Raw genomic sequence first — 20,179 nt, forward strand, 5'->3', positions numbered from 1 at the left:
CAGCTCAGCGCTCACCGCTCACCGCTCACCGCTCACCGCTCACCGCTCACCGCTCACCGCTCACCGCAACCAGCGGTACTCGTACTCCGGACGGCCCTGCCCGCGGTGCCGGACGTCCTTGCCGACCTGCCCGGAGGCGGCCAGGTGCTCGAGGTACCGCCGCGCGGTCACCCGCGACAGCCCCGTCGCCTCGGCGACCTCGGAGGCCGACCCGCCGTCCGGCCGCTCGAGCAGTGCGTCGCGGACCAGACCGAGCGTCTCCGGAGCGATGCCCTTCTCGTGGTCGGTCGGTGCGATCGGGCGCAGCGTCCCGAGCCGCTGGTCGATGTCGGCCTGCGTGAGTGCCCGACGGTCCTCGAACCCGCGCCGGAACTCGCGGTACGACGTCATCCGGTCGGCGAACGACCGGAAGCTGAACGGCTTGACGAGGTACTGCACGACCCCGAGGGCGATCGCGTTCCGCACCGCGCGGACGTCGTGCGCGGCGGTGACGGCGATGACGTCCACGGCGGAACCGGCGCTGCGCAGGGCGCGGACCAGCTGCAGGCCGTGGGCGTCCGGCAGGTTGAGGTCGAGCAGCACGAGGTCCGGTCGCTCCGCGGCGACCGTCGCGAGCATCTCCCGCCCGGTGCCGACGGTACCGACCACCGTGAAGCCGTCGAGGCGCGCGACGTAGGCGGCGTGCGCCTCGGCGGTCAGGGGTTCGTCCTCGACGACGAGGACCCGGATGGGCGCGGTCACGTCGCCACGCTCCGGGCGGTCAGGTGCACCGTGAAGGTGCTGCCGTCCGGCCCGGTCGTGACGTCCACGGTGCCGCCGGTGCGAGCGAGGGTGGCGCGGACGAGGTCGAGGCCGATGCCCCGCCCCTCCGGCCCGGCCGGCTTCGTCGACCAACCACGCTGGTAGACGGCGTCGACGTCGGCGATGCCGGGTCCGTCGTCGCGGACGACGAGCCGGACGTGTCCGTCGACCGCGGTGACGATGACCTCGACACGGCCACGGTCTGCGCCGGGCCGGGGCCGGGCGACCGCGTCGACGGCGTTGTCGACGAGGTTGCCGAGCACGGTGATGACGTCGCCGGGGGCCGCCGGGACGGAGTCGAGCAGGCCGCTCGTGTCGGCGACGAGGTCGACCCCGCGCTCGGCTGCCTGCGCGCGCTTGGCGGCGAGGAGGGCGTCGAGCACCTCGGGTGCGGTCCGGGCGGGGTCGTCGGTGCGGTCCGCCGCGTCGGGCTGATCGACGTCGCCATGCCGGTCGACCTCGCTGTGCCGGTCGACCTCGCTGTGCCGCTCGATCTCGTCGGAGGCGAAGCGGATCGCCTCGTCGACCCGGCCGAGCTCCATGAGCGCGACCACCGCGTGCAGTCGGTTGGCGAACTCGTGCGTCTGCGAGCGGAGCGCGTCGGTGAGCGTCCGGGTGGCGGCCAGCTCCCCCGACAGGTGCAGCAGGTCCGTCTGGTCACGGATCGTCGCGACGGTGCCGATGGGTCTCGTCGACCCGCGCGGGAACGCCATCTCCTGGTTCACGACGAGCACCCGGTCGCTCGTCGCGTACGTCTCGTCGACGGCCCGGTCGCCCGATGCGAGCAGGGTGCGCAGGGCGTCCGGCACGTCGAGCGCCGCGAGCGGGATCGGTTCCTGGCGTTCCGCCGGTACGGGCAGGTGCAGCAGTTCCGCGGCGCGGTCGTTGTGCAGCACCACGGCGCCGGACCGGTCGACCACCACGAGTCCCTCGTGCACCGAGTGGAGCACGCCCTCGTAGGACGCGAAGACGCGGGCGAGCTCCTCCGGCCCCCGCCCGGCCGTCACGCGACCGAGGTAGCGGCTCAGCAGCCACGAGAAGAGCGCGGCCACGGCGACGACCGCCAGGGCGAGCAGGACGACCGAGGTGAGCCGGGGCACCAGGGCGGTCGAGATGTTCGCCACGGTGACGCCCGCGGCGACGAGTCCGACCACCCGCCCGTCGGCGTCGGTGATCGGGGTCACGGCCCGCACCGACGGACCGAGCGTCCCGGAGAACGTCTCGGTGAAGGTCCGACCCTCGAGCGCCGGCTGGACGGTGCCCCGGAACGGCCTGCCGATCTCGGAGCGATCGGGGTGGGTCCACCGGGTGCGGTCGGGCGCCATGATCGTGATGAAGTCCGTGTGGGTGCGCCGCATCAGGTCGAGGGCGTACGGCTCGAGCTGCTCCGAGGGGTCGGCGGTGTCGACCTGCTGGAGCACGAACGGGTTGCGGGCGATGGACACCGCGACCGCGGTGGACTTCTCAGCCGCGTCCGCCTCGAGGTCGGCCCGCGCGGACGCCCAGCTCCAGGCGCCCCCGACGGCGACCCCGACCACGACGAACAGCAGCTGCAGCGCGAAGAGTCGCGCGGCGATGCTCCACCGACGGGGTACCACTGTGCTGCCTCCTCGCTCCGTTGCGGGACGTCCATCCTCGCGTACGAGTGCCCCTCCGCGCAGCACGCCGTGAACGTTGTGAACACAAGTCGATCCGGTGGGCCGGTCCGAGCGAGGGTGTGTGGCGTTCCCCCGAGGACGAGCCGACCGGAGCGACGCCGCCCCGGTCCTGACGACAAGGAAGTCTCATGGCATCGACGCACCCGACCACCGCCCGCCGCCGGCGCCGCGGTCTGGATCGCTCGCACTGGCTCTACATCGCGGTCATCGTGGCCGTGCTCGCCGGCATCGTGGTCGGCCTCACGGCCCCCGACTTCGCCGTCGGTCTCAAGCCGATCGGCGACGGCTTCATCGCCCTGATCAAGATGATGATCGCCCCGGTGATCTTCTGCACGATCGTGCTCGGCGTCGGCTCCATCGCCAAGGCTGCGACGGTCGGCAAGGTCGGCGGCCTGGCGCTCGGCTACTTCATCGCGATGTCGACCTTCGCGTTGGCGATCGGCCTCGTCGTCGGCAACCTCATCCACCCGGGCGACCACCTCGACATGTCGAAGGCCACGTACGAGCTGCCGGCCGGCACCGAGGAGAACGCGTCGTCGACCTCCGGGTTCCTGCTCGGCATCATCCCCGCGACCCTCGTGTCGTCGCTGACGAGCGGCAGCATCCTGCAGACCCTGTTCGTGGCGCTGCTCGTCGGCTTCGCCCTGCAGGCGATGGGCGAGAAGGGCGCGCCGATCCTCACCGGCATCCGGCACCTGCAGGCCCTGGTCTTCCGCATCCTCGCGATGGTGATGTGGGTCGCCCCGGTCGGCGCGTTCGGTGCCATCGCCGCGGTCGTCGGCGCCACCGGCGTCGCCGCACTCGTCGCCCTGGGGACCCTGATGGTCGCCTTCTACATCACCTGCATCGTGTTCGTCGTCGGCGTCCTCGGGGTCCTGCTCCGGGTCGTGACCGGCGTCAACATCTTCAAGCTCATGAAGTACCTCGGCCGCGAGTACCTGCTCATCGTGTCGACGTCCTCCAGCGAGGTCAGCCTGCCGCGCCTCATCGCCAAGATGGAGCACCTCGGCATCTCGAAGCCCGTCGTCGGTGTCACCGTGCCGACCGGGTACTCGTTCAACCTCGACGGCACCGCGATCTACCTGACGATGTCCTCGCTCTTCATCGCGAACGCCCTCGGCACCCCGCTGAACGTCCCCGAGCAGATCTCGCTCCTGGTCTTCATGATCATCGCCTCGAAGGGCGCTGCCGGGGTCACCGGCGCCGGGCTGGCCACCCTCGCCGGCGGTCTGCAGGCGCACCGTCCGGACCTGGTGAACGGCGTCGGACTGATCGTCGGCATCGACCGGTTCATGTCCGAGGCCCGCGCGCTGACGAACTTCACCGGCAACGCGGTCGCCACCGTGCTGGTCGGGACGTGGACGAAGCAGATCGACAAGCAGCAGGTCGAGCGGGTGCTCTCCGGTGCGGCTCCGTTCGACGAGCGGACGATGTCCGCCGACGACCACGGCACCCCGGCCACGCCGGCGTCGGAGGAGCAGGAGCGCATCTCGACCGAGGCCGTCCGCACCATCGTCGAGCCCGACCGCTCGACCGCCCGCCGCTAGCCGCTCCGGCCCGCCCTGCCCCGTCACGCCACGCCACGCCACGCCACGCCACGCCACGAGGAGATCGACGATGATCACGAACCCCAACCACACGAGTCCCACCCCGCACACCGTGCCCGGCTCACCCCGCGTCGCCCTGGAGGCGTGGGTCGCCCGGATCGCGTCCCTCACCCGCCCCGACCGGGTCGTCTGGTGCGACGGCTCGGCCGACGAGACCGCCCGCCTGACCCGGCAGCTCGTCGACGAGGGCAAGCTGGTCGCCCTCGACCAGGAGCGCCGACCGAACAGCTTCCTCGCCCGCTCGGACCCCGACGACGTCGCCCGGGTCGAGGGACGCACCTTCACCTGCTCCCGGACCCCCGAGGACGCCGGCCCGACGAACCACTGGCGGGAGCCGTCCGCGATGCGCGCCGAGCTCGAGGAGCGCTTCGCCGGGAGCATGCGCGGCCGGACGATGTACGTCGTGCCGTTCTCGATGGGGCCGGTGGGCGGGCCGATCTCGCAGCTCGGCGTCGAGGTGACCGACTCGGCGTACGTCGTCCTGAGCATGGGCAAGACGACCCGCCTCGGGCACGGGGTGCTCCGGGCGATCGACGCCGGCGTGCCGTGGGTCGCGACCGTGCACAGCGTCGGGATGCCCCTGCGCGACGACGCCGGCACCGAGCAGCCGGACCTCGCCTGGCCGTGCAACCCGACGAAGTACATCGTGCAGTTCCCGGAGACCCGCGAGGTCTGGTCGTACGGCTCCGGCTACGGCGGCAACGCCCTGCTCGCCAAGAAGTGCTTCGCGCTCCGGATCGCCTCGGTGATGGGCCGTGACGAGGGGTGGCTCGCCGAGCACATGCTGCTCGTCCGGCTGACCTCGCCCGAGGGCCGCGCCTTCCACGTCGCCGCAGCGTTCCCCTCCGCCTGCGGCAAGACGAACCTCGCCATGCTCCAGCCGGAGCTGCCGGGCTGGTCCGTCGAGACCATCGGCGACGACATCGCCTGGCTCCGCCCCGGCGCGGACGGGCGGCTGCACGCGATCAACCCCGAGGCGGGCCTGTTCGGTGTCGCGCCCGGCACCGGCCACGACACGAACCCCGTCGCGGTCGAGACCATCGCGGCGGACACGATCTTCACGAACGTGGCGCTGACCGACGACGGCGACGTCTGGTGGGAGGGACTCACGCCCGAGCCACCCGCGCACCTGGTCGACTGGACCGGCGCCGACTGGACGCCCGACAGCCCGACGCCCGCGGCGCACCCGAACGCCCGCTTCACCGTGTCGCTCGACCGCGTCCCGACGCTCGCCGACGGGTGGGAGCACAGCGTCCCCGTCGACGCCGTCGTGTTCGGCGGTCGCCGCTCGACGAACGTGCCGCTCGTGGCACAGGCACCGACCTGGGCCGAGGGCGTGTTCATGGGCGCGACGGTGTCGTCCGAGCAGACCGCCGCGGCCGAGGGCACGGTCGGGGAGCTCCGCCGCGACCCCTTCGCGATGCTGCCGTTCTGCGGGTACGACATGGCGGACCACTGGTCGCACTGGCTCGACACCGGTGCACGCCTCGGTGCCGGAGCACCCGCGGTGTTCCAGGTCAACTGGTTCCGCAAGGACGCGGACGGCGGCTTCCTGTGGCCGGGCTTCCGCGAGAACGCCCGCGTGCTCGAGTGGATCGCCCGCCGGGTCGAGGGCAGCGTGCCGGCGGTCGAGAGCCCGGTCGGCCTGCTCCCCGACCTCGGCGACCTGGACGTGCGCGGCCTGGACCTGCCGGAGGCACGGCTCGACGCGCTCTTCGCCGTCGAGCCCGGGCCGTGGCTCGAGGAGTGCGACCTGACCGAGGAGTTCCTCGCCGGGTTCGGCGACCGCACGCCCCCGGTGTTCACCGCGATCCTCGACGAGCGCCGCGCAGCCCTGCACGCCGAGACACCCGAGTCCGCGCCCGAGTCCGAGTCCGAGTCCGTCCGGCAGGCGGCCTGATGGCCGCCGTCGTCCCGACCACGACCGGGGTGTCCACCGCCGCAGAGCGCGCGGACCTGCAGCGCGCGTGGGACGAGAAGCTCGCGGCCGCCGAGGCGATGGTGCCGCTCATCGGACGGCTCTACCGGCGGGACGACGTCGTGCCGTCCGTGCACGGCCGTCCCCTGGTGGGACAGTCCCCGATCGGGATCGTCAAGGCGCACCGCTCGAGCCGCCGGGTCGACGAGACCGAACTGCCGGTGACGACGAGCCTGGCGATCCTGACCGAGCTCGACACGATGGCGCTGTCGTCGGTGTCGGTGGACCTCGGCGACCTCGCGGCCCGCCACCGACGCGACCGCCTCGGCAGCAGCCTGCGCGAATTCCTGGCCGACGAGTTCTTCCTGCACCGGGGCACGGCGGACGGACCGCACCGCGACGCTCCGCGCGACGTCGTCCTCTACGGGTTCGGGCGGATCGGTCGGATGCTCGCCCGGATCCTGCTCGAACGCGCTGGGGCGCACGCCCCGCTCGCCCTGCGCGCCGTCGTCGTCCGGCGCCGGGGGCCCGACGACCTGGTCAAGCGCGCGAGCCTGCTCCGACGGGACTCGATCCACGGCCCCTTCGCCGGCACCGTCACGGTCGACACCGAGCACGACACGATCACCGCGAACGGCACCCTGGTGCAGTTCATCTCGGCGGACTCCCCCGGCGCCGTGGACTACCGCGCACACGGCATCGAGGACGCGATCGTCGTCGACACCACCGGTCGCTGGCGCGATGCCGAGGGGCTCGGGCAGCACCTCCTCGCCCCGGGCGCGGCCCGCGTGCTGCTCACCGCGCCCGCGAAGGGCGACGTGCCGAACGTGGTGCACGGCATCAACCACGACGGCATCGGCGACGACCCGGTCGTGAGTGCCGCCTCGTGCACGACGAACGCGATCGTCCCCGTGCTGAAGGTCGTGTCCGACGCCTACGGCATCGTCCACGGGCACGTCGAGACCGTGCACTCCGCCACGAACGACCAGAACCTGGTCGACAACTACCACCCCGCCGACCGACGCGGGCGGGCGGCGGGCCTGAACATGGTGATCACCGCGACCGGTGCCGCGAAGGCCGCCGAGAAGGCCCTGCCCGAGCTCCGCGGCCGGCTCACCGGCAACGCCGTCCGCGTCCCCACGCCGAACGTCTCCCTCGCGGTCCTCCACCTGACGCTCGGTCGACCGGTCGGACGCGACGAGCTGAACGGGGTGTTGCGGGAGTCCTCGCTCACCTCGGTGCTCCGGCGGCAGATCGACTACGTGGAGTCGCCCGAGATCGTCTCGACGGACCTGCTCGGCAGCCGACGAGCGGGGATCGTGGACGGGCTCGCGACCATCGCGGACGGGTCCGAGCACGTGGTGCTGTACGTCTGGTACGACAACGAGTCCGGGTACAGCCGGCAGGTCCACCGTGTCCTGCAGGAGATGGCCCGGGCCGCTCACCGGCCTCGGACCGAGGGGGTGGCAGCGCCTGGTCGACCCCTCAGTGCCGTGGGACGTTCTCGTTGACCCAGTCGCGCAGGTGCGCCAGCGGGACCGCGGCGCCCCGGCCGAGCGGCGTCAGCGCGTACTCCACCCGCGGTGGCACCTCGGCGAACACGGTCCGACGCACCAGCCCGGCGCCCTCCAACCGCTTCAGCGATGCGGACAGCACCTTCGGGCTGACCCCCTGCAGGTGACGCCGGAGTTCGCCGAAGCGCAGCGGACCACCCTCGAGCACGCCGATCGCGAGCGCCGTCCACTTGTTCGCGAGGAGGTCGAGCATCGCCCGGCACGTGCGGGGGTGCACAGTGGTCGGGTGACCACCACGAACGAGATCCGAGCGATCGCACAGACCGCAGCCCGCCCCGTCGACGACCCGCACAGCCTGGTGCCCACCACGATCCCCGAGCCGGTCCCCGGCGCGCACGACCTGCTCGTCGAGGTGCGTGCTGTCTCCGTGAACCCGGTCGACGTGAAGCTCCGTGGTGGCGCGGAGCCCGACGGCGGCCTCCGGGTGCTCGGCTTCGACGCCTCCGGCACCGTCCGCGCCGTCGGTGCGGCGGTCACACGCTTTACTCCGGGGGACGAGGTCTCCTACGCGGGTGCGATCGACCGACCGGGCAGCAACGCCGAACTGCAGCTCGTCGACGAGCGCATCGTCGGCCGGAAGCCGTCGACGATGACACACACGGAGGCCGCCGCGCTCCCGCTCACCGCGATCACGGCATGGGAGAGCCTGTTCGACAAGCTCCGGATCACGCCGGACGCAACCGGGACGCTGCTCGTCGTCGGCGGTGCGGGCGGTGTCGGATCGATCGCGATCCAGCTCGTCCGGGCCCTGCTGCCCGGCATCCGGGTGGTCGCCACCGCGTCCCGCCCGGAGAGCGAGACGTGGGTGCGCGACCTCGGTGCCCACGAGGTCGTCGACCACCACGGCGACCTCGCCGCGCAGGTGCTCGCAATCGCTCCGGACGGCATCGAGTGGATCCTGACGACGAACTCCTCCGGTCAGCTCCCGGTGTACGAGCGCATCCTCCGCACGTTCGGACAGATCGTGGCGATCGACGACCCCGAACAGGTCGACGTCGTCGCGTTGAAGTCGAAGGCGCTCACGTGGCACTGGGAGTTCATGTTCGCCCGCTCACTGCACGGCGCCGCGGACCTGGTGGAACAGCACCGGATCCTCGACCGGGTCGCGGACCTCGTCGACGAGGGGCGCGTCCGCGGGACCGCCACGACCGTCCTGCGGCCGATCACGGCCGAGACCCTGCGCGAGGCCCACCGCCTGGTCGAGAGCGGACGGGTCATCGGCAAGGTCGTCGTGACGGACGAGCCGGAGGACTGAGCCGCGCGGTCCGCGCTCCTGACGGTGTCCTGGGGCCACTCGCGACCGCCGTCGGCTCGGGACCGAGCCCCCTCGATCGGTCTGGAGGCGCGGACCACCGGGCGCCGACCGGCGGCGGTGATCCGGGCCTCCCGTCCGACGCCTCGGTGCCGGTCCGTCAGCCGGCCTGCGTGTCGCGCTCGGCGCCCCGCTCCGCCCGGTCGCCGTCCGACCGCTCGAGTACGCCGAGCAGGCGGAGCTTCTCGGCGTCGGCCGACCCCTCGTCCGCGTAGTAGAGCACCAGCACGACGTCGTCGACGGCGAGCTTGTCGCGGTGCAGGCGCAGGGTGCCGACCCCGGGATGCCGGACCACGGTCGTGTTGCCGGCGAGCGGTCGGACGTCCTGCCGGGCCCAGACGCCCCGGAACCGGGCGCTCACCAGCGACAGTTCACCGACGAGCTCGATCGCCCGGGCATCGTCGACGTCGGTGCCCAGGGTGTGCCGGAACGCTGCGACCATGTCGACCACGGCGCGGTCCCAGTCCTGCTGGAACGAGCGCTCCTCGGGGTCGAGCAGGAGCGACCGCAGTCGGTTGTGACCGGGGGCCATCCGCGGTGACAGTGCCGTCGCCAGGGCGTTGGCTGCGAGGACGTCGAGGGTGCGGCTCTCGACGAAGGCGGGCACGTCCACCGCGGCGAGCAGGTGGCGCAGACGGTCCGGCACCCGATCGGTCCGACGGGTCCGGCGACGCCGGGGCCGGGGTGCGGCGAGGTCGGTGAGGTACTCGCGCTCCACGTCGTCGAGGTCGAGCACCCGGGCGAGCGCCTCGACGACCTGCTGCGAGGGGTTGCGGTCCCGGCCGCGCTCGAGACGCAGGTAGTAGTCGGCGCTGATGCCCGCGAGGAGCGCGACCTCCTCGCGTCGGAGCCCGGCGACCCGGCGGCGCGGCCCCGACGGCAGTCCGACCTGTTCCGGCGTCACGACCGCCCGCCTCGCTGCCAGGTACCGACCGAGCCGGTTGTCGTCTGCGCGCTCCTCCACGGAGCACACGGTATCCGGGCACGACGTGCGGAGCGGGGGCCCTGTCACTCCCCCGGAAGACCGCGGCCTGTCGGACCTGCCGGGCCCGGAGCGACCATCGGTGCACCACCACCGAACAGGGAGGACGATCCACATGGACATCAGCAACCGCACCGTCTTCATCGCCGGAGGCACCTCGGGGATCGGGGCCGGCCTGGCCCGCCGCTTCCGCGCCGCCGGTTCGACGGTCGTCGTCGGCGGACGGCGCGCCGCCGGTTCGACGGTCGTCGTCGGCGGACGGCGCGCGACCGGTCTCGACGACGTCGAGTCGGTCACCGTCGACGTGACGGACCCCGCGTCCGTCCTCGCGGCCCGCGACGAGGTCCTCACCGCACACCCGGACCTCGACCTCGTCGTCACGATGTCCGGTGTCATGCTCACCGAGGACCTGCGGGACCCCGCGCACGTCGCGCAGGCGGAGCAGTCCGTCGCCGTGAACCTGCTCGGCACCATCCGCGTGGTCGACGCGTTCACGCCGCACCTGCTCGCGCAGGGGCACGGGGACGTCCTCACCGTGACGTCCGGGATCGGTTTCACCCCGTTCCCGCTGATGCCGACGTACGGTGCGACGAAGGCGGCGGTGCACTCGTACACCGAGTCGCTCCGCGCGCACCTCGCGGGCACCGGTGTCGGCGTCAGCGAACTCGTCCCGCCGGCCGTCGCGACCGCGGGTCAGGAGCAGCTCAACCCGAACGCGCTGCCCCTCGATGCGTTCCTCGACGAGGTGGTCGGCCTGCTCTCCCAGGACCCGACGCCGCACGAGGTCGTGGTCGAGCGGGCCCGACCCCTCCGCTGGTCCGAGCGGGACGGCACGTACGACGAGATGCTCGCGCAGCGGTCGCAGGCACTGGCGTCGCTGCCGGGCCGCTGAACGGCCGAGCCGCTGGGTGGTCGAGCCGCTGAGCTGCCGGGCCGCAGGCCGCTGAGTAGGGCTGGTCAGGCCGCGACGACGGTCACGTCCGCTGCCGTGAAGCGCTCGACGAGGTCCGGTGCGATGCCGTCGTCCGTGATCAGGGTCCACCCACCACCGAGCCGGGTCCACGCGTGGAACTCGGACTGCTTGAGCTTCGAGGAGTCAGCGAGGACGTACACCGCCGTCGCACGACGAGCGATGAGTTCCTTCAGTCGGATCTGACCGAGGTCCGCTTCGCAGATGCCGCGTTCCGGCGACACCGCGTCGGCACCGAGGTAGGCGGCATCGAAGGTCAGGTACTCGAGCGCCGCCTCCGTCAGTGGCCCGACGAACCCGTTGCTCAGCGACCGGTACTCACCGCCGAGCATGACGAGTCGGACGTCGTCGCGGTCGGCCATGTCCGTGACGACCCCGACGCTGGTGGTGGTGACGGTGAGCTCGGCGTCGACCGGCAGAGCATGCGCGAAGGCCGCGACGGTCGACCCGTTGTCGAGGAAGAGCGACGTTCCGGGTGCCACTGTCTCGGCTGCACGTCGGGCGATGTCGCGCTTCGCGTCAAAGTGCTCACCGAGCCGCTGCCGCAGCGATGCCTCGGGGTGGGCGGCCACGGCCATCGCGCCACCGAACGTCCGGGTGAGCTTCCGCTGTTCCTGCAGGGTCGCGAGGTCGCGTCGGATGGTGGACGCCGTGACGCCGAACCGCTCGGAGAGCTCGTCGACGCTCGCGAGTCCGACCGTCGTCGCGAGCGTGACGATCGCGTCACGTCGAGCTCTCGCCGAGATCGACACGGGCACCTTCCGGACAGCGGGGACTCAGGACCTGTCAGGCGCTCCGGGCCGGACTCGGCACGCTCGAGGTCGGCGCGAGTTCGGCGGCCTGGCGGAGCGCCTCGATCATGCTAGCGACATCGGCTTTCCCGGTGCCGGCGATGTCGAAGGCCGTGCCGTGGTCGACCGAGGTGCGGATGACCGGGAGCCCCACGGTGATGTTCACCCCGGCCTCGATCCCGAGGACCTTCACGGGGCCGTGCCCCTGGTCGTGGTACATCGCGACGACCAGGTCGTAGTCCCCGCGGCCGGCGAGGAAGAACAGCGTGTCGGCCGGCAGCGGTCCGACGGCGTCGATCCCGTCAGCGCGTGCAGCCTCGACGCCCGGAGCGATCTTCGCTGCCTCCTCGCCGTAGCCGAACAGGCCGTTCTCGCCGGCGTGCGGGTTGATCGCCGCGACGCCGATCCTCGGGCGCGCGTTCCCCGCACGCACCAGGGCCTCGTTGCCCCGCCGGATCGTCCGCTCGACGAGTCCCGGTTCGATGCGTGCCACGGCGTCGATGAGCCCGAGGTGGGTGGTCACGTGGACGACCTTCAGCTTCGCCGTCGAGAGCATCATCGAGACCTCGTCGACGCCCATGAGCTCCGCGAGCATCTCGGTGTGGCCCGGGAAGACGTGTCCGCCGGCGTGCAGGGCCTCCTTGTTCAGCGGCGCGGTGCAGATCGCCTGGACCTTTCCGGCCATGGCCGCATCGCAGGCGACGCGGATGTACTGGAACGCAGCGTCGCCGGCGACGGGCGAGAGCCGTCCCCACGGCAGGTCCTCCGGGAGGAGCCCGAGGTCCACCACGTCGACGACACCGTCCTGGTGCCCGGCGTCGGCCACGTCCTCGACGACGTTGAACGTGACGTCGACGCCACGGATCGCGGCGGCCTGGCGCAGGCGGCCGAGGTCGCCGATGACGACCGGGCGGCAGACGGCGCGGACGTCCGGGGAGACCACGGCCTCGACGACGACCTCGGGGCCGACACCGGCCCCGTCGCCCATCGTGACGGCGACAACAGGAGTGGCGTTCATCTCAGTACTGCCTTTCGGTTCGCGCGGTCGACGGCCGCTTCGACACGGCTCGCGGCCGCGGACGGATCATCTTGGACGGCCTGGAGGAACGTGGCCGCGTCGAGCAGGTTGGTGGCCGTCCCGAAACTGCCGGGTCGCGTGACGACACGACGGCCGTCGTCTGCGCGGGACACGATGCAGCCGGGTTCGACGGCGCCCTCGGGCACGATCGTCGCGATCTCGAGGCGGCTCAGCACCGAGCGTGCCGTCTCGCCGCCGGTCAGCACCAGCGCGGACCGTCCGCTGATGGCGGCGGCCACGATGCCGAGGCCGTCGGCGAGCCGACGAGCGAGCTGCGGGATCGGTTCGTGCCGGTCCGCGACGCAGATCGCCACGGATCCGTCCCGCAACGCCGACCGCGCGGCGGTGATGGCGGGGTGGTCGATGTCGTCGACCTCGCGACGGTCGACCGCGCGGAGCAGGACGTCACGTGGCACCGGGACCACCGGGACACCGTTCGCGGCGAGCACCTCGAGCTGCCCGGATGCCTCCGCACTGGCCGTGCCCACCACGAGCAGCACCGGCTGGCGTGTCCCGGCGAGCGCCGCCGGACCGAGGGGCGCGGGCGCGACCATCGACGGCGCGGTCGGATCGGACGGGCGCGCTCCGCGGAGCCGGCCGACGGCTGCGGCGATCCCACCCGAACCGACGACCGTGCAGTCGGTCTGGTCGAGGGCGAACGCGATCCGGTCGAGGTCGTCGTCCGAGTCGGCATCGAGGACGGGGACGTCGCCGGCGTCGAGTGCCCGGACGACCGCGTCGCGGACGGCATCCGCGTCGGCGCGGACGACCGCGAGTGGGACGGAACGGGCCCGCGGTCCGATCGCAGCGAGCGGGCCGGCGACGACCCGCGCCTCCAGTCCGTGCAGACCGGCATCGGCGACCGGACCGCCGTGGACGAGCAGCTGGCCCTCGACGACCGTCCGTCGGAGGGCCGGGAGCGCTGTGGCGACGACCACGCGGGCCCCGGCGTCGGTGAGCCCGGCGACGACGTCCCCGACGCCGCCGCGCAGCAGCGAGTCGGTCTTCACGAGCTCGACGGGCGCCCCGGCGGCGCGCATCTGCAGTGCTGCCCGTGCGAAGGCGGCGCGCCGCGCCGACGGGTCGAGCGCTCGGGTGTCGCAGTCGAGGACGACGTCGGACGCGGAGCGCGCGACGTGTCCGAGCGCGCCGGTGAGCGTGAGGGCGACGGTGGCGGGGTCGGGACCGAGGACCGCGGCGACCTCGGCGGCGCCGGACAGGTCGTCGGCGATCGCGGCGAGGCGCTTGGACATCGGACCCCTCCTCGGGCTCGGTGGATGGTGCGGTCGATGGAACGACGACGTGCACGAAACACGCTAGACGACTTGCGCGAAACACGCAATAGTGTTGAGCGCACCGGAACCGGACGCGCGACACGACGCCGAGTGGCCGGACGGTGCCCGACCGAGAGGAACCCAGTGCGCGACATCGACATTCGAGGTCACCGCCTCGCCCCCGCCGTCCTCGGCACCATGACGTTCGGCGACAGCGTCGACGAACGGACCGCTGGCGAGGTGGTCGACCTGTTCCTCGCGGCCGGAGGAACCGGCATCGACACCGCGAACGGGTACGCCGGGGGCCGCAGCGAGGAGATCCTCGGGTCGGTCCTCGCCGGACGCCGCGACGACGTCGTGCTCGCGACGAAGGTCGGCATCCCGAACCCCGACGCGGAGGGCGCTGCTCCCCTGTCTGCCGTGGCGATCGACCGGTGCGTCCGAGCCAGCCTCCGCCGGTTGGGGACGAGCCACGTCGACGTGCTCTACCTCCACCAGCCCGACCGCTCCACCTCCGTCGAGGAGACACTCACCGCCGTGCAGGCGCTCGTGGACTCGGGCGCGGTCCGCACCTGGGGCGTCTCGAACTTCTCCGCGTGGCAGATCGCGGAACTGCGGCACGCGGCCGAGCGGCTCGGTCTCGGTGCACCGGTCCTCGGGCAGCAGGTCTACAGCGTGATCGCGACCCGGATCGACGACGAGTACGCCGAGTACGCCAGGAGCACCGGCCTCGCGACGGTCGTCTACAACCCGCTCGGCGGCGGTCTCCTCACCGGGAAGCACCGTGCGGACGAGCAGCCGTCGGAGGGACGGTTCGGGTCCTCGCCCCTGGCTGGCATGTACCGCACGCGGTACTGGAACGACGACGTCTTCGCCGTAGTGGAGCAGCTCCGGACGATCGCCGAGGGCGCTGGCATCCCGATGGCGGAGCTCGCACTGCGGTGGACGATCGGCCGACCCGTCGTCGACGCGGTCCTGATCGGGGGGTCGCGGATCACGAACATCGCAGCCAACCTCGAGGCGCTGGCGGCGGGCGCACTCCCGGGGGACGTGCAGCAGGCCGTCGACGACGTCGCGGCCTCGCTCCGTGGTCCGATGCCGGCGTACAACCGCTGACGCGACCGTGCGAAGGACGGGAGGCCCGGTGCCCGTTGGCACCGGGCCTCCCCTCCTTCCGTGGTCGCGGTGGTGCGGCGCCTCAGCCCAGGCCGGCCGCCTGGTCGGCGCGCACGGTCTCGGCGATCTTCGCCAGCGCGGCGTCACCGAGCAGATTGAAGGGTGCGCGGCAGGGTCCGACGGCCTCGCCGGCGGCGTTCGTCGCCGCCTTGACGATCGTGTTCGGGTTGCCGAGCGCGAAGAGGTTGCGCAGCGACCGGATCGAGGCCTGCGCCGCGCGGGCGCCCTCGAGGTCACCCTCAGCCCACCGCCGGTAGATGTCCACCATGGTGCGCGGGTAGACGTTGGCGACGGCCGTGATGCCGCCCGCGCCGCCGGCTTGCAGGGTCGGCAGGACCAGCGAATCGGTCCCGGCGAGCACCGCGAAGTGCTCGGGGTCGGTCAGCTCGATGACCTGCAGGATCGCGTCGAAGTTGCCCGAGGAGTCCTTCACACCGGCGATGGTGTCGAGCTCCGCCAGCCGGGCGACGGTCGCGGGGGTGATGGTGTTCCCGGTCCGCGCGGGGATGTTGTAGATGAGGACGGGGATGTCGACGGCCTCGGCGACCGTGGCGAAGTGCCGGTACAGCTCGTCCTGCGATGCGGCCGCGAAGTACGGCGTGATGACCGAGAGCACGTCCGCGCCCGCCGCCTGCATGCGCTGGGCGATGCGCACCGTCTCCTTCGTCCCGACGGCACCGGCGCCGCCGTAGACGGGCACCCGGCCCTCGGTGGCGTCGACGACCGCCTCGAGCACGGCGAGTCGTTCGTCCTCGGTCTGCTGGAAGAACTCGCCGTTGGTGCCGAGGCAGAAGACGCCGTCGGCGCCCGCCCGGACGGCGCGGTCGGTGTGCACGCGCATCTGGTCGAGATTGAGCGACTCGTCGTCGTGGAAGGGGGTGACGAGTGCGTGGATGCTGCCGCGGATCGTGGTGGTCACTTCGGGTGCTCCTTGTCGGCGTGGTGGCCAGGGGGCGGATGGTGGGTCAGGGTCGGGGTTGCTGCATCACGTGCACGGCGAAGCCGCCGAACTCCCCCGCGAGGTAGATGTTCTGCAACCGTCCGTCGTCGAAGTGGGCGGCCGTCTCCTCGTCGAAGGCGAAGCCCTTCGCGGTGAGTTCCTCGACCGCCGCCCCGAGGTCGGCCGTCGACATCCCGATGTGACCGTGCGTCCCGAGGTACTGCGACCGCACGCACTCGAAGAAGGTGCCGGCGAACTCCGACTTCTTCCCCCCGCGCGGGTCGAGGTTGAACATCAGGCAGAACAGGTCGCAGAGTTCCTGCGCGGCTGCTGCGTCGGGGTTGTTGATGCCCACGTGGGCGAGCTCGAAGGTGTTCTTCACGGGAGGCCGCGCTTCCTGTTCGGGGTGGCGTTCACGGTCGGGCTCGATCACATCGGGAAGAGCAGGAGGGCACCGGCGGTCAGTGCCAGCAGGCGGATGAAGTACATCGGGATCGTGAACTTCCAGAACTGCAGGAGCGAGTACTTGCCGACGCCCATCACCATCGCGGGGAGCCCGTCGATGGGGAGGAAGTGTCCGTTCCACCCGGAGATGACGATGGCGACCGCCGCCGCCGCGGGGTTGAGCCCAAGGCTGACGCACGTCGCGATCGCCAGGGGAGCGAAGACGTAGACCGTGCCGATCGTCGACCCCGTGAGGGTCGCGAGGACACTCGTCAGGACGCAGAACGCGAACACCAGCAGGAAGGGGCTGACGTTGCCGCCGAGCAGACCGGCGACGGACTCGCCGACCAGCTTCGTGAGCCCGGTCGCGCCGAGCGCCTCGGCGATGCCGATGACGCCGGCGGACATGATGATGATCGGCTGGCTGATGGCGTCGCGGATCTCGGTGAAGTCCAGGACCTTCATCACCAGGAGGAGCGCCACGGAGAGCCCCGTGATCGCGTAGCCCGCGTCACCGATGTAGCTGTACGAGATCATGCCGGCGATCGCCAGGACGAAGCAGGCGTAGGTTGCCAGCTGCTTCCGACGATCCAGCGTCGGCGCGGTCACCGTCGCCGTCGCGCTCGACGAGGCGATCGCGGTGGCGTTCGCCTCGGCGGCGTGGGGGCCCGGTGCCGCAGGGTCGCTCGACGGGTCGTGGTGGGCTCCGGGGCGGTCGGACCCTGCGCCGGTCGGACGAGCACCGGCCAGGGCCGGCTCCTGCGCATCCGTCGTGCTCGCGGTGCCAGCCGCTTCGTCGGTGATCGCATGGTCGGGCAGCAGACGGTACGCGATGAGGCACCAGACGAGGAATCCGAGACTGAGCACGAGGTTGACGATCGAGAACCGGACGAGGTCGATGTTCTCCCGGACGCCGGCCGCCTCGAGCACCGCGACGACGATGCCGTACTGCAGCGCCACGTTGAACGGCAGCATCGGGTGGTTCGCGGCGAACCCGGCCGGCATGAGGACCTTCGACGGTGGCAGCTTCTTGTTGTACGCGAGCGTCGACAGCAGGCCGATGACCAGCACGTAGTAGGCCGTGGATCCCGTGCCGAAGATGCTGCAGCCCACCATGACGAACACGACGATGAGGACGTAGGCCCGGAACCCGCCCTTCGTCCCGAGTCTCGTGATCATCCGTTTGAAGCCCGAGACGAGGTCGGTCTTCTGCAGCGCAGCGATCACCGCCATGAAGGAGGCGAGCATGATGATGGTCGCGTTGGCGAAACCGCTGAAGGCCACGTTGATCGGCACGACGCCGAACACCACCATCAGCAGGCAGGCGATCAACGGCGGGACGCCGAACGGCAGGCGGTCGATCATGATCAGCACGATCATGAAGACGGTGATCGCGAGTGCGAAGACCATGGGGAGGGTCATGCTCGCTGCTCCTTCGCAGGGAGGTCCGGACCGGCAGAGGCGGACGGCGTCGAGACGATCTCGGCGAGGACGTCAGCAGGGAGGTACACGTGCTTGATCGACTTGCGGTGCCAGGTGTACGCGACGTGAAGTCCCCCGGCCGGGTCGGGGAGCACCGAGGGGTAGGACAGCTCGCGGTTGCGTGACTCGCGGCTGTTGTTCGAGAGGCAGTACCCGTCACCGTTCTCGATGTCGTAGGCGGTCGGCCAGGACCGCCCGTCCGGGCTCGAGACCACGAGCGTCATCGGCGCGCGCGGCGCACCCCAGAACGCGCTGGGTCCGTCGGCGTCGAGCGCGGGCTCGGCGACTCGCGGACCGCTGTCGGCTGCGAGGCCCTCGTCGTCGATCTCGTCGTACAGGGAGACACGGCGGCTCGTCGCGTCGTCCTTGCTCGAGTGGTTCATCACCATCGCGATCCGACCGTCGTCGAGGGAACGCGCCTGGATCGAGGAGTTGTTGTTCGGCAGGTCGAGCGGACGGCACGGCGCCCACGTCATCCCGCCGTCCGTCGACGTCGACTCGTACACGTGGTCCGCCCAGCGGGAGCGGAAGCACGCCCAGAGCACCCCGTCCTCGCGCGGCACGATGTTCATGTGCACGCACCCGGTCGACTCGGGCACGGCGACCTCGGACCAGGTCTGCCCGCCGTCGTCCGAGTACCAGACCGAAGCCGTGTCGTCGTTGCCGACCCACTTCTCACCGGCGACCGTCCGGCAGTTGAACACGGGGAGCAGGATCCGACCGCTCTCGAGCACGACGGGTGCCTGGCGCACGAAGACGCCGACCGGCGCATCGTGACCGAGCAACGGCGCCGGGTCACCCCAGGTCTCGCCGCCGTCGTGGGAGACACGTCGTCGCACCTCGGACGTGTCCTGGTTCCCGGCGATCTGTGCGGTGTACAGCAACCAGACGGCGCCGTCGGGCGCGACGAAGAGGATCGGGTTCTGCTCGGAACGCGCACTGTCGAAGCTCAGCTGCACCGGCTCGAGCCAGCGATCCGTGCCGGCGGGGAGGCGTGACAGGTGGATCGAGATGTCGGAGACGCCCTCCTGGGTACCGCCGAACCACACGCAGGCGAGGTCTCCCCCGGGCAGGAACGCGAGGTTGGCCGCGTGGCACTGCACCGTGGGGGTCGGGAGGAGCGCTTGTGCGCCCCCGTCGGACCGGGCTCGCAACAGCCCGTCGAAGTCACTCATGCGGGGTCCTCCAGTCGACGTTGACGGTGGGCACCGGTGGATCGGTGCTGAGCGCTCATCCTGACAGAACTGCTCGAAGTGCGCAATGGCCATGCGCGTCATGCGCACTCTCCGGCCGTTGTGCGCGAGTGCATGCGCCGTTGTCGCTCGAAGTACGCGATCATCGCAACGCCGACGGGCCAGCACCGCCCGGCCACGGCCGCGAGCCGCGGTGAGCAAACGCAGCGCATCACCGGTCGCCGTCGGGACTCTCGAGCAGGCGACGGGGCACAGCGCGACGCTCACCGAGGAGGGAGGCTGCCCGGCGTCGGCCGGAACGACGCCGCGCTCCGCCTCCAGGATTCGAACCCGGACCTAACGGCACCAAAGGCCGTCGTGCTGCCGTTACACCAAGGCGGAACACACCGGGCGGGGTGGAGCCCGTCCGGTGCCCGTCCATCCTCCCACGGCCCGGACGCTGGCCGCGCGCGGCGGCTTCGGCCAAGATGGAGGGATGCCGCAGCAGGACGAGGTCGACCGGATCGTCGCGGCGTGGGGTCGCGAGCGGGGCGACCTGGACTTCGGGCCCCTCGAGGTCCTGTCCCGGGTCGACCGGCTCGCCCGACACCTGGACCGTGCACGACGGGCCGCGTTCGACGCGAGCGACGTCGAACCGTGGGAGTTCGACGTGCTGTCGGCGCTGCGGCGTGCGGGCGAACCGTACGAGCTCAGCCCGAAGTCGCTGCTCCAGCAGACCCTGGTGTCCAGCGGGACGATGACGAACCGGGTCGACCGGCTCGCGGCACGCGGGCTGGTCAGCCGCCGCACCGACCCGCGCGACGGCCGCGGCATCCTCGTCTCGTTGACCACGAGCGGCCGGGCGGCGGTCGATGCGGCGATCGCGGACCTGCTCCGGGCCGAGCGCGGGATCCTGTCCGGGGTGTCCGACGACGAGCAGGCACAGCTGTCCGCGCTGCTCCGACGACTCATCCTCGGCCTCGGCGACTGACGCCCACCG

General features: G+C 71.8%; 18 protein-coding genes and 1 tRNA gene. 7 read left to right on the forward strand and 12 right to left on the reverse strand.

The features are described from left to right. Window positions 1-60: 60 nt before the first annotated feature. Both QUG98_RS02415 and QUG98_RS02420 read right to left on the reverse strand, forming a co-directional pair. On the reverse strand, window positions 61-741 hold the full coding sequence (locus QUG98_RS02415) for a response regulator (protein ID WP_289469030.1): 681 nt from the start codon (window positions 739-741) through the stop codon (window positions 61-63). Beyond that, entirely contained in the window at window positions 738-2,399 is a 1,662-nt protein-coding gene (locus QUG98_RS02420; protein WP_289469031.1) for a sensor histidine kinase, read from the reverse strand. The genes QUG98_RS02415 and QUG98_RS02420 overlap by 4 nt, the downstream gene beginning before the upstream one ends. Window positions 2,400-2,587: 188 nt before the next feature. Between QUG98_RS02420 and QUG98_RS02425 the strand changes: the two genes are divergently transcribed. The 3 genes from QUG98_RS02425 (at window position 2,588) to QUG98_RS02435 (ending at window position 7,495) form a co-directional block, all read left to right on the forward strand. After that, entirely contained in the window at window positions 2,588-4,006 is a 1,419-nt protein-coding gene (locus tag QUG98_RS02425) for a cation:dicarboxylate symporter family transporter (protein WP_289469032.1), read from the forward strand. 70 nt (window positions 4,007-4,076) lie between these two features. After that, entirely contained in the window at window positions 4,077-5,966 is a 1,890-nt protein-coding gene (locus QUG98_RS02430; RefSeq protein ID WP_289469033.1) for a phosphoenolpyruvate carboxykinase (GTP), read from the forward strand. Next, window positions 5,966-7,495: a glyceraldehyde-3-phosphate dehydrogenase gene (locus tag QUG98_RS02435; RefSeq protein WP_289469034.1), complete on the forward strand. Its 1,530-nt coding sequence runs from the start codon at window positions 5,966-5,968 to the stop codon at window positions 7,493-7,495. Before QUG98_RS02430 ends, QUG98_RS02435 begins: the two co-directional genes overlap by 1 nt. Here the strand turns inward: QUG98_RS02435 and QUG98_RS02440 are convergent. Then, entirely contained in the window at window positions 7,470-7,751 is a 282-nt protein-coding gene (locus tag QUG98_RS02440; protein WP_289469035.1) for a winged helix-turn-helix transcriptional regulator, read from the reverse strand. The two genes, QUG98_RS02435 and QUG98_RS02440, sit on opposite strands and share 26 nt — an antisense overlap. Window positions 7,752-7,784: 33 nt before the next feature. Between QUG98_RS02440 and QUG98_RS02445 the strand changes: the two genes are divergently transcribed. Beyond that, the gene (locus tag QUG98_RS02445) at window positions 7,785-8,813 is read left to right on the forward strand and encodes a zinc-binding alcohol dehydrogenase family protein (RefSeq protein WP_289469036.1); all 1,029 of its coding nucleotides are present in this window, start codon (window positions 7,785-7,787) and stop codon (window positions 8,811-8,813) included. A gap of 157 nt (window positions 8,814-8,970) precedes the next feature. On the opposite strand, the gene QUG98_RS02450 is transcribed toward QUG98_RS02445, so the two are convergent. After that, window positions 8,971-9,834 (reverse strand): helix-turn-helix transcriptional regulator, encoded by an 864-nt coding sequence (locus QUG98_RS02450; RefSeq protein ID WP_289469037.1) that lies wholly within the window; start codon window positions 9,832-9,834, stop codon window positions 8,971-8,973. Between the two features lie 133 nt (window positions 9,835-9,967). Here QUG98_RS02450 and QUG98_RS02455 point away from each other — a divergent pair, with 133 nt between their 5' ends. Further along, window positions 9,968-10,744, forward strand: a complete 777-nt coding sequence (locus tag QUG98_RS02455; protein WP_289469038.1) for an SDR family oxidoreductase — start codon at window positions 9,968-9,970, stop codon at window positions 10,742-10,744. 65 nt (window positions 10,745-10,809) lie between these two features. Here QUG98_RS02455 and QUG98_RS02460 read toward each other — a convergent pair whose 3' ends face one another. From QUG98_RS02460 to QUG98_RS02470, 3 genes are read right to left on the reverse strand one after another with little or no spacing between them, the layout of a single operon-like run. Next, window positions 10,810-11,574 carry a DeoR/GlpR family DNA-binding transcription regulator gene (locus tag QUG98_RS02460; protein WP_289469039.1) on the reverse strand — a complete coding sequence of 255 codons (765 nt, stop codon included), beginning with the start codon at window positions 11,572-11,574 and terminating at the stop codon, window positions 10,810-10,812. A 34-nt stretch (window positions 11,575-11,608) separates the two neighbouring features. Continuing rightward, window positions 11,609-12,631 carry a 4-hydroxythreonine-4-phosphate dehydrogenase PdxA gene (pdxA, locus tag QUG98_RS02465; RefSeq protein WP_289469040.1) on the reverse strand — a complete coding sequence of 341 codons (1,023 nt, stop codon included), beginning with the start codon at window positions 12,629-12,631 and terminating at the stop codon, window positions 11,609-11,611. Next, window positions 12,628-13,944, reverse strand: coding sequence for a four-carbon acid sugar kinase family protein (locus QUG98_RS02470; RefSeq protein WP_289469041.1), 1,317 nt, complete (start codon window positions 13,942-13,944; stop codon window positions 12,628-12,630). Before QUG98_RS02470 ends, pdxA begins: the two co-directional genes overlap by 4 nt. Before the next feature lie 165 nt (window positions 13,945-14,109). On the opposite strand from QUG98_RS02470, the gene QUG98_RS02475 reads away from it, so the two are divergent. Beyond that, window positions 14,110-15,081, forward strand: a complete 972-nt coding sequence (locus tag QUG98_RS02475; protein WP_289469042.1) for an aldo/keto reductase — start codon at window positions 14,110-14,112, stop codon at window positions 15,079-15,081. Between the two features lie 82 nt (window positions 15,082-15,163). Here QUG98_RS02475 and dapA read toward each other — a convergent pair whose 3' ends face one another. From dapA to QUG98_RS02500, 5 genes are all read right to left on the reverse strand, one after another. Beyond that, on the reverse strand, window positions 15,164-16,060 hold the full coding sequence (gene dapA, locus QUG98_RS02480) for a 4-hydroxy-tetrahydrodipicolinate synthase (RefSeq protein ID WP_289469043.1): 897 nt from the start codon (window positions 16,058-16,060) through the stop codon (window positions 15,164-15,166). 46 nt (window positions 16,061-16,106) lie between these two features. Next, on the reverse strand, window positions 16,107-16,463 hold the full coding sequence (locus QUG98_RS02485) for a VOC family protein (protein WP_289469044.1): 357 nt from the start codon (window positions 16,461-16,463) through the stop codon (window positions 16,107-16,109). Window positions 16,464-16,510: 47 nt separating this feature from the next. After that, a complete protein-coding gene (locus QUG98_RS02490; RefSeq protein WP_289469045.1) occupies window positions 16,511-17,947 on the reverse strand; it encodes an SLC13 family permease in 1,437 nt (478 codons plus the stop codon). After that, on the reverse strand, window positions 17,944-19,182 hold the full coding sequence (locus tag QUG98_RS02495; RefSeq protein WP_289469046.1) for a sialidase family protein: 1,239 nt from the start codon (window positions 19,180-19,182) through the stop codon (window positions 17,944-17,946). The genes QUG98_RS02490 and QUG98_RS02495 overlap by 4 nt, the downstream gene beginning before the upstream one ends. Window positions 19,183-19,509: 327 nt before the next feature. After that, window positions 19,510-19,581 (reverse strand) — tRNA-Gln (locus tag QUG98_RS02500). Between the two features lie 94 nt (window positions 19,582-19,675). On the opposite strand from QUG98_RS02500, the gene QUG98_RS02505 reads away from it, so the two are divergent. After that, on the forward strand, window positions 19,676-20,170 hold the full coding sequence (locus tag QUG98_RS02505; protein ID WP_289469047.1) for a MarR family winged helix-turn-helix transcriptional regulator: 495 nt from the start codon (window positions 19,676-19,678) through the stop codon (window positions 20,168-20,170). Window positions 20,171-20,179 lie beyond the last annotated feature (9 nt).

Origin of the sequence: Curtobacterium subtropicum (assembly GCF_030362975.1) — a bacterium.
GTDB classification, from domain to species: domain Bacteria; phylum Actinomycetota; class Actinomycetes; order Actinomycetales; family Microbacteriaceae; genus Curtobacterium; species Curtobacterium subtropicum.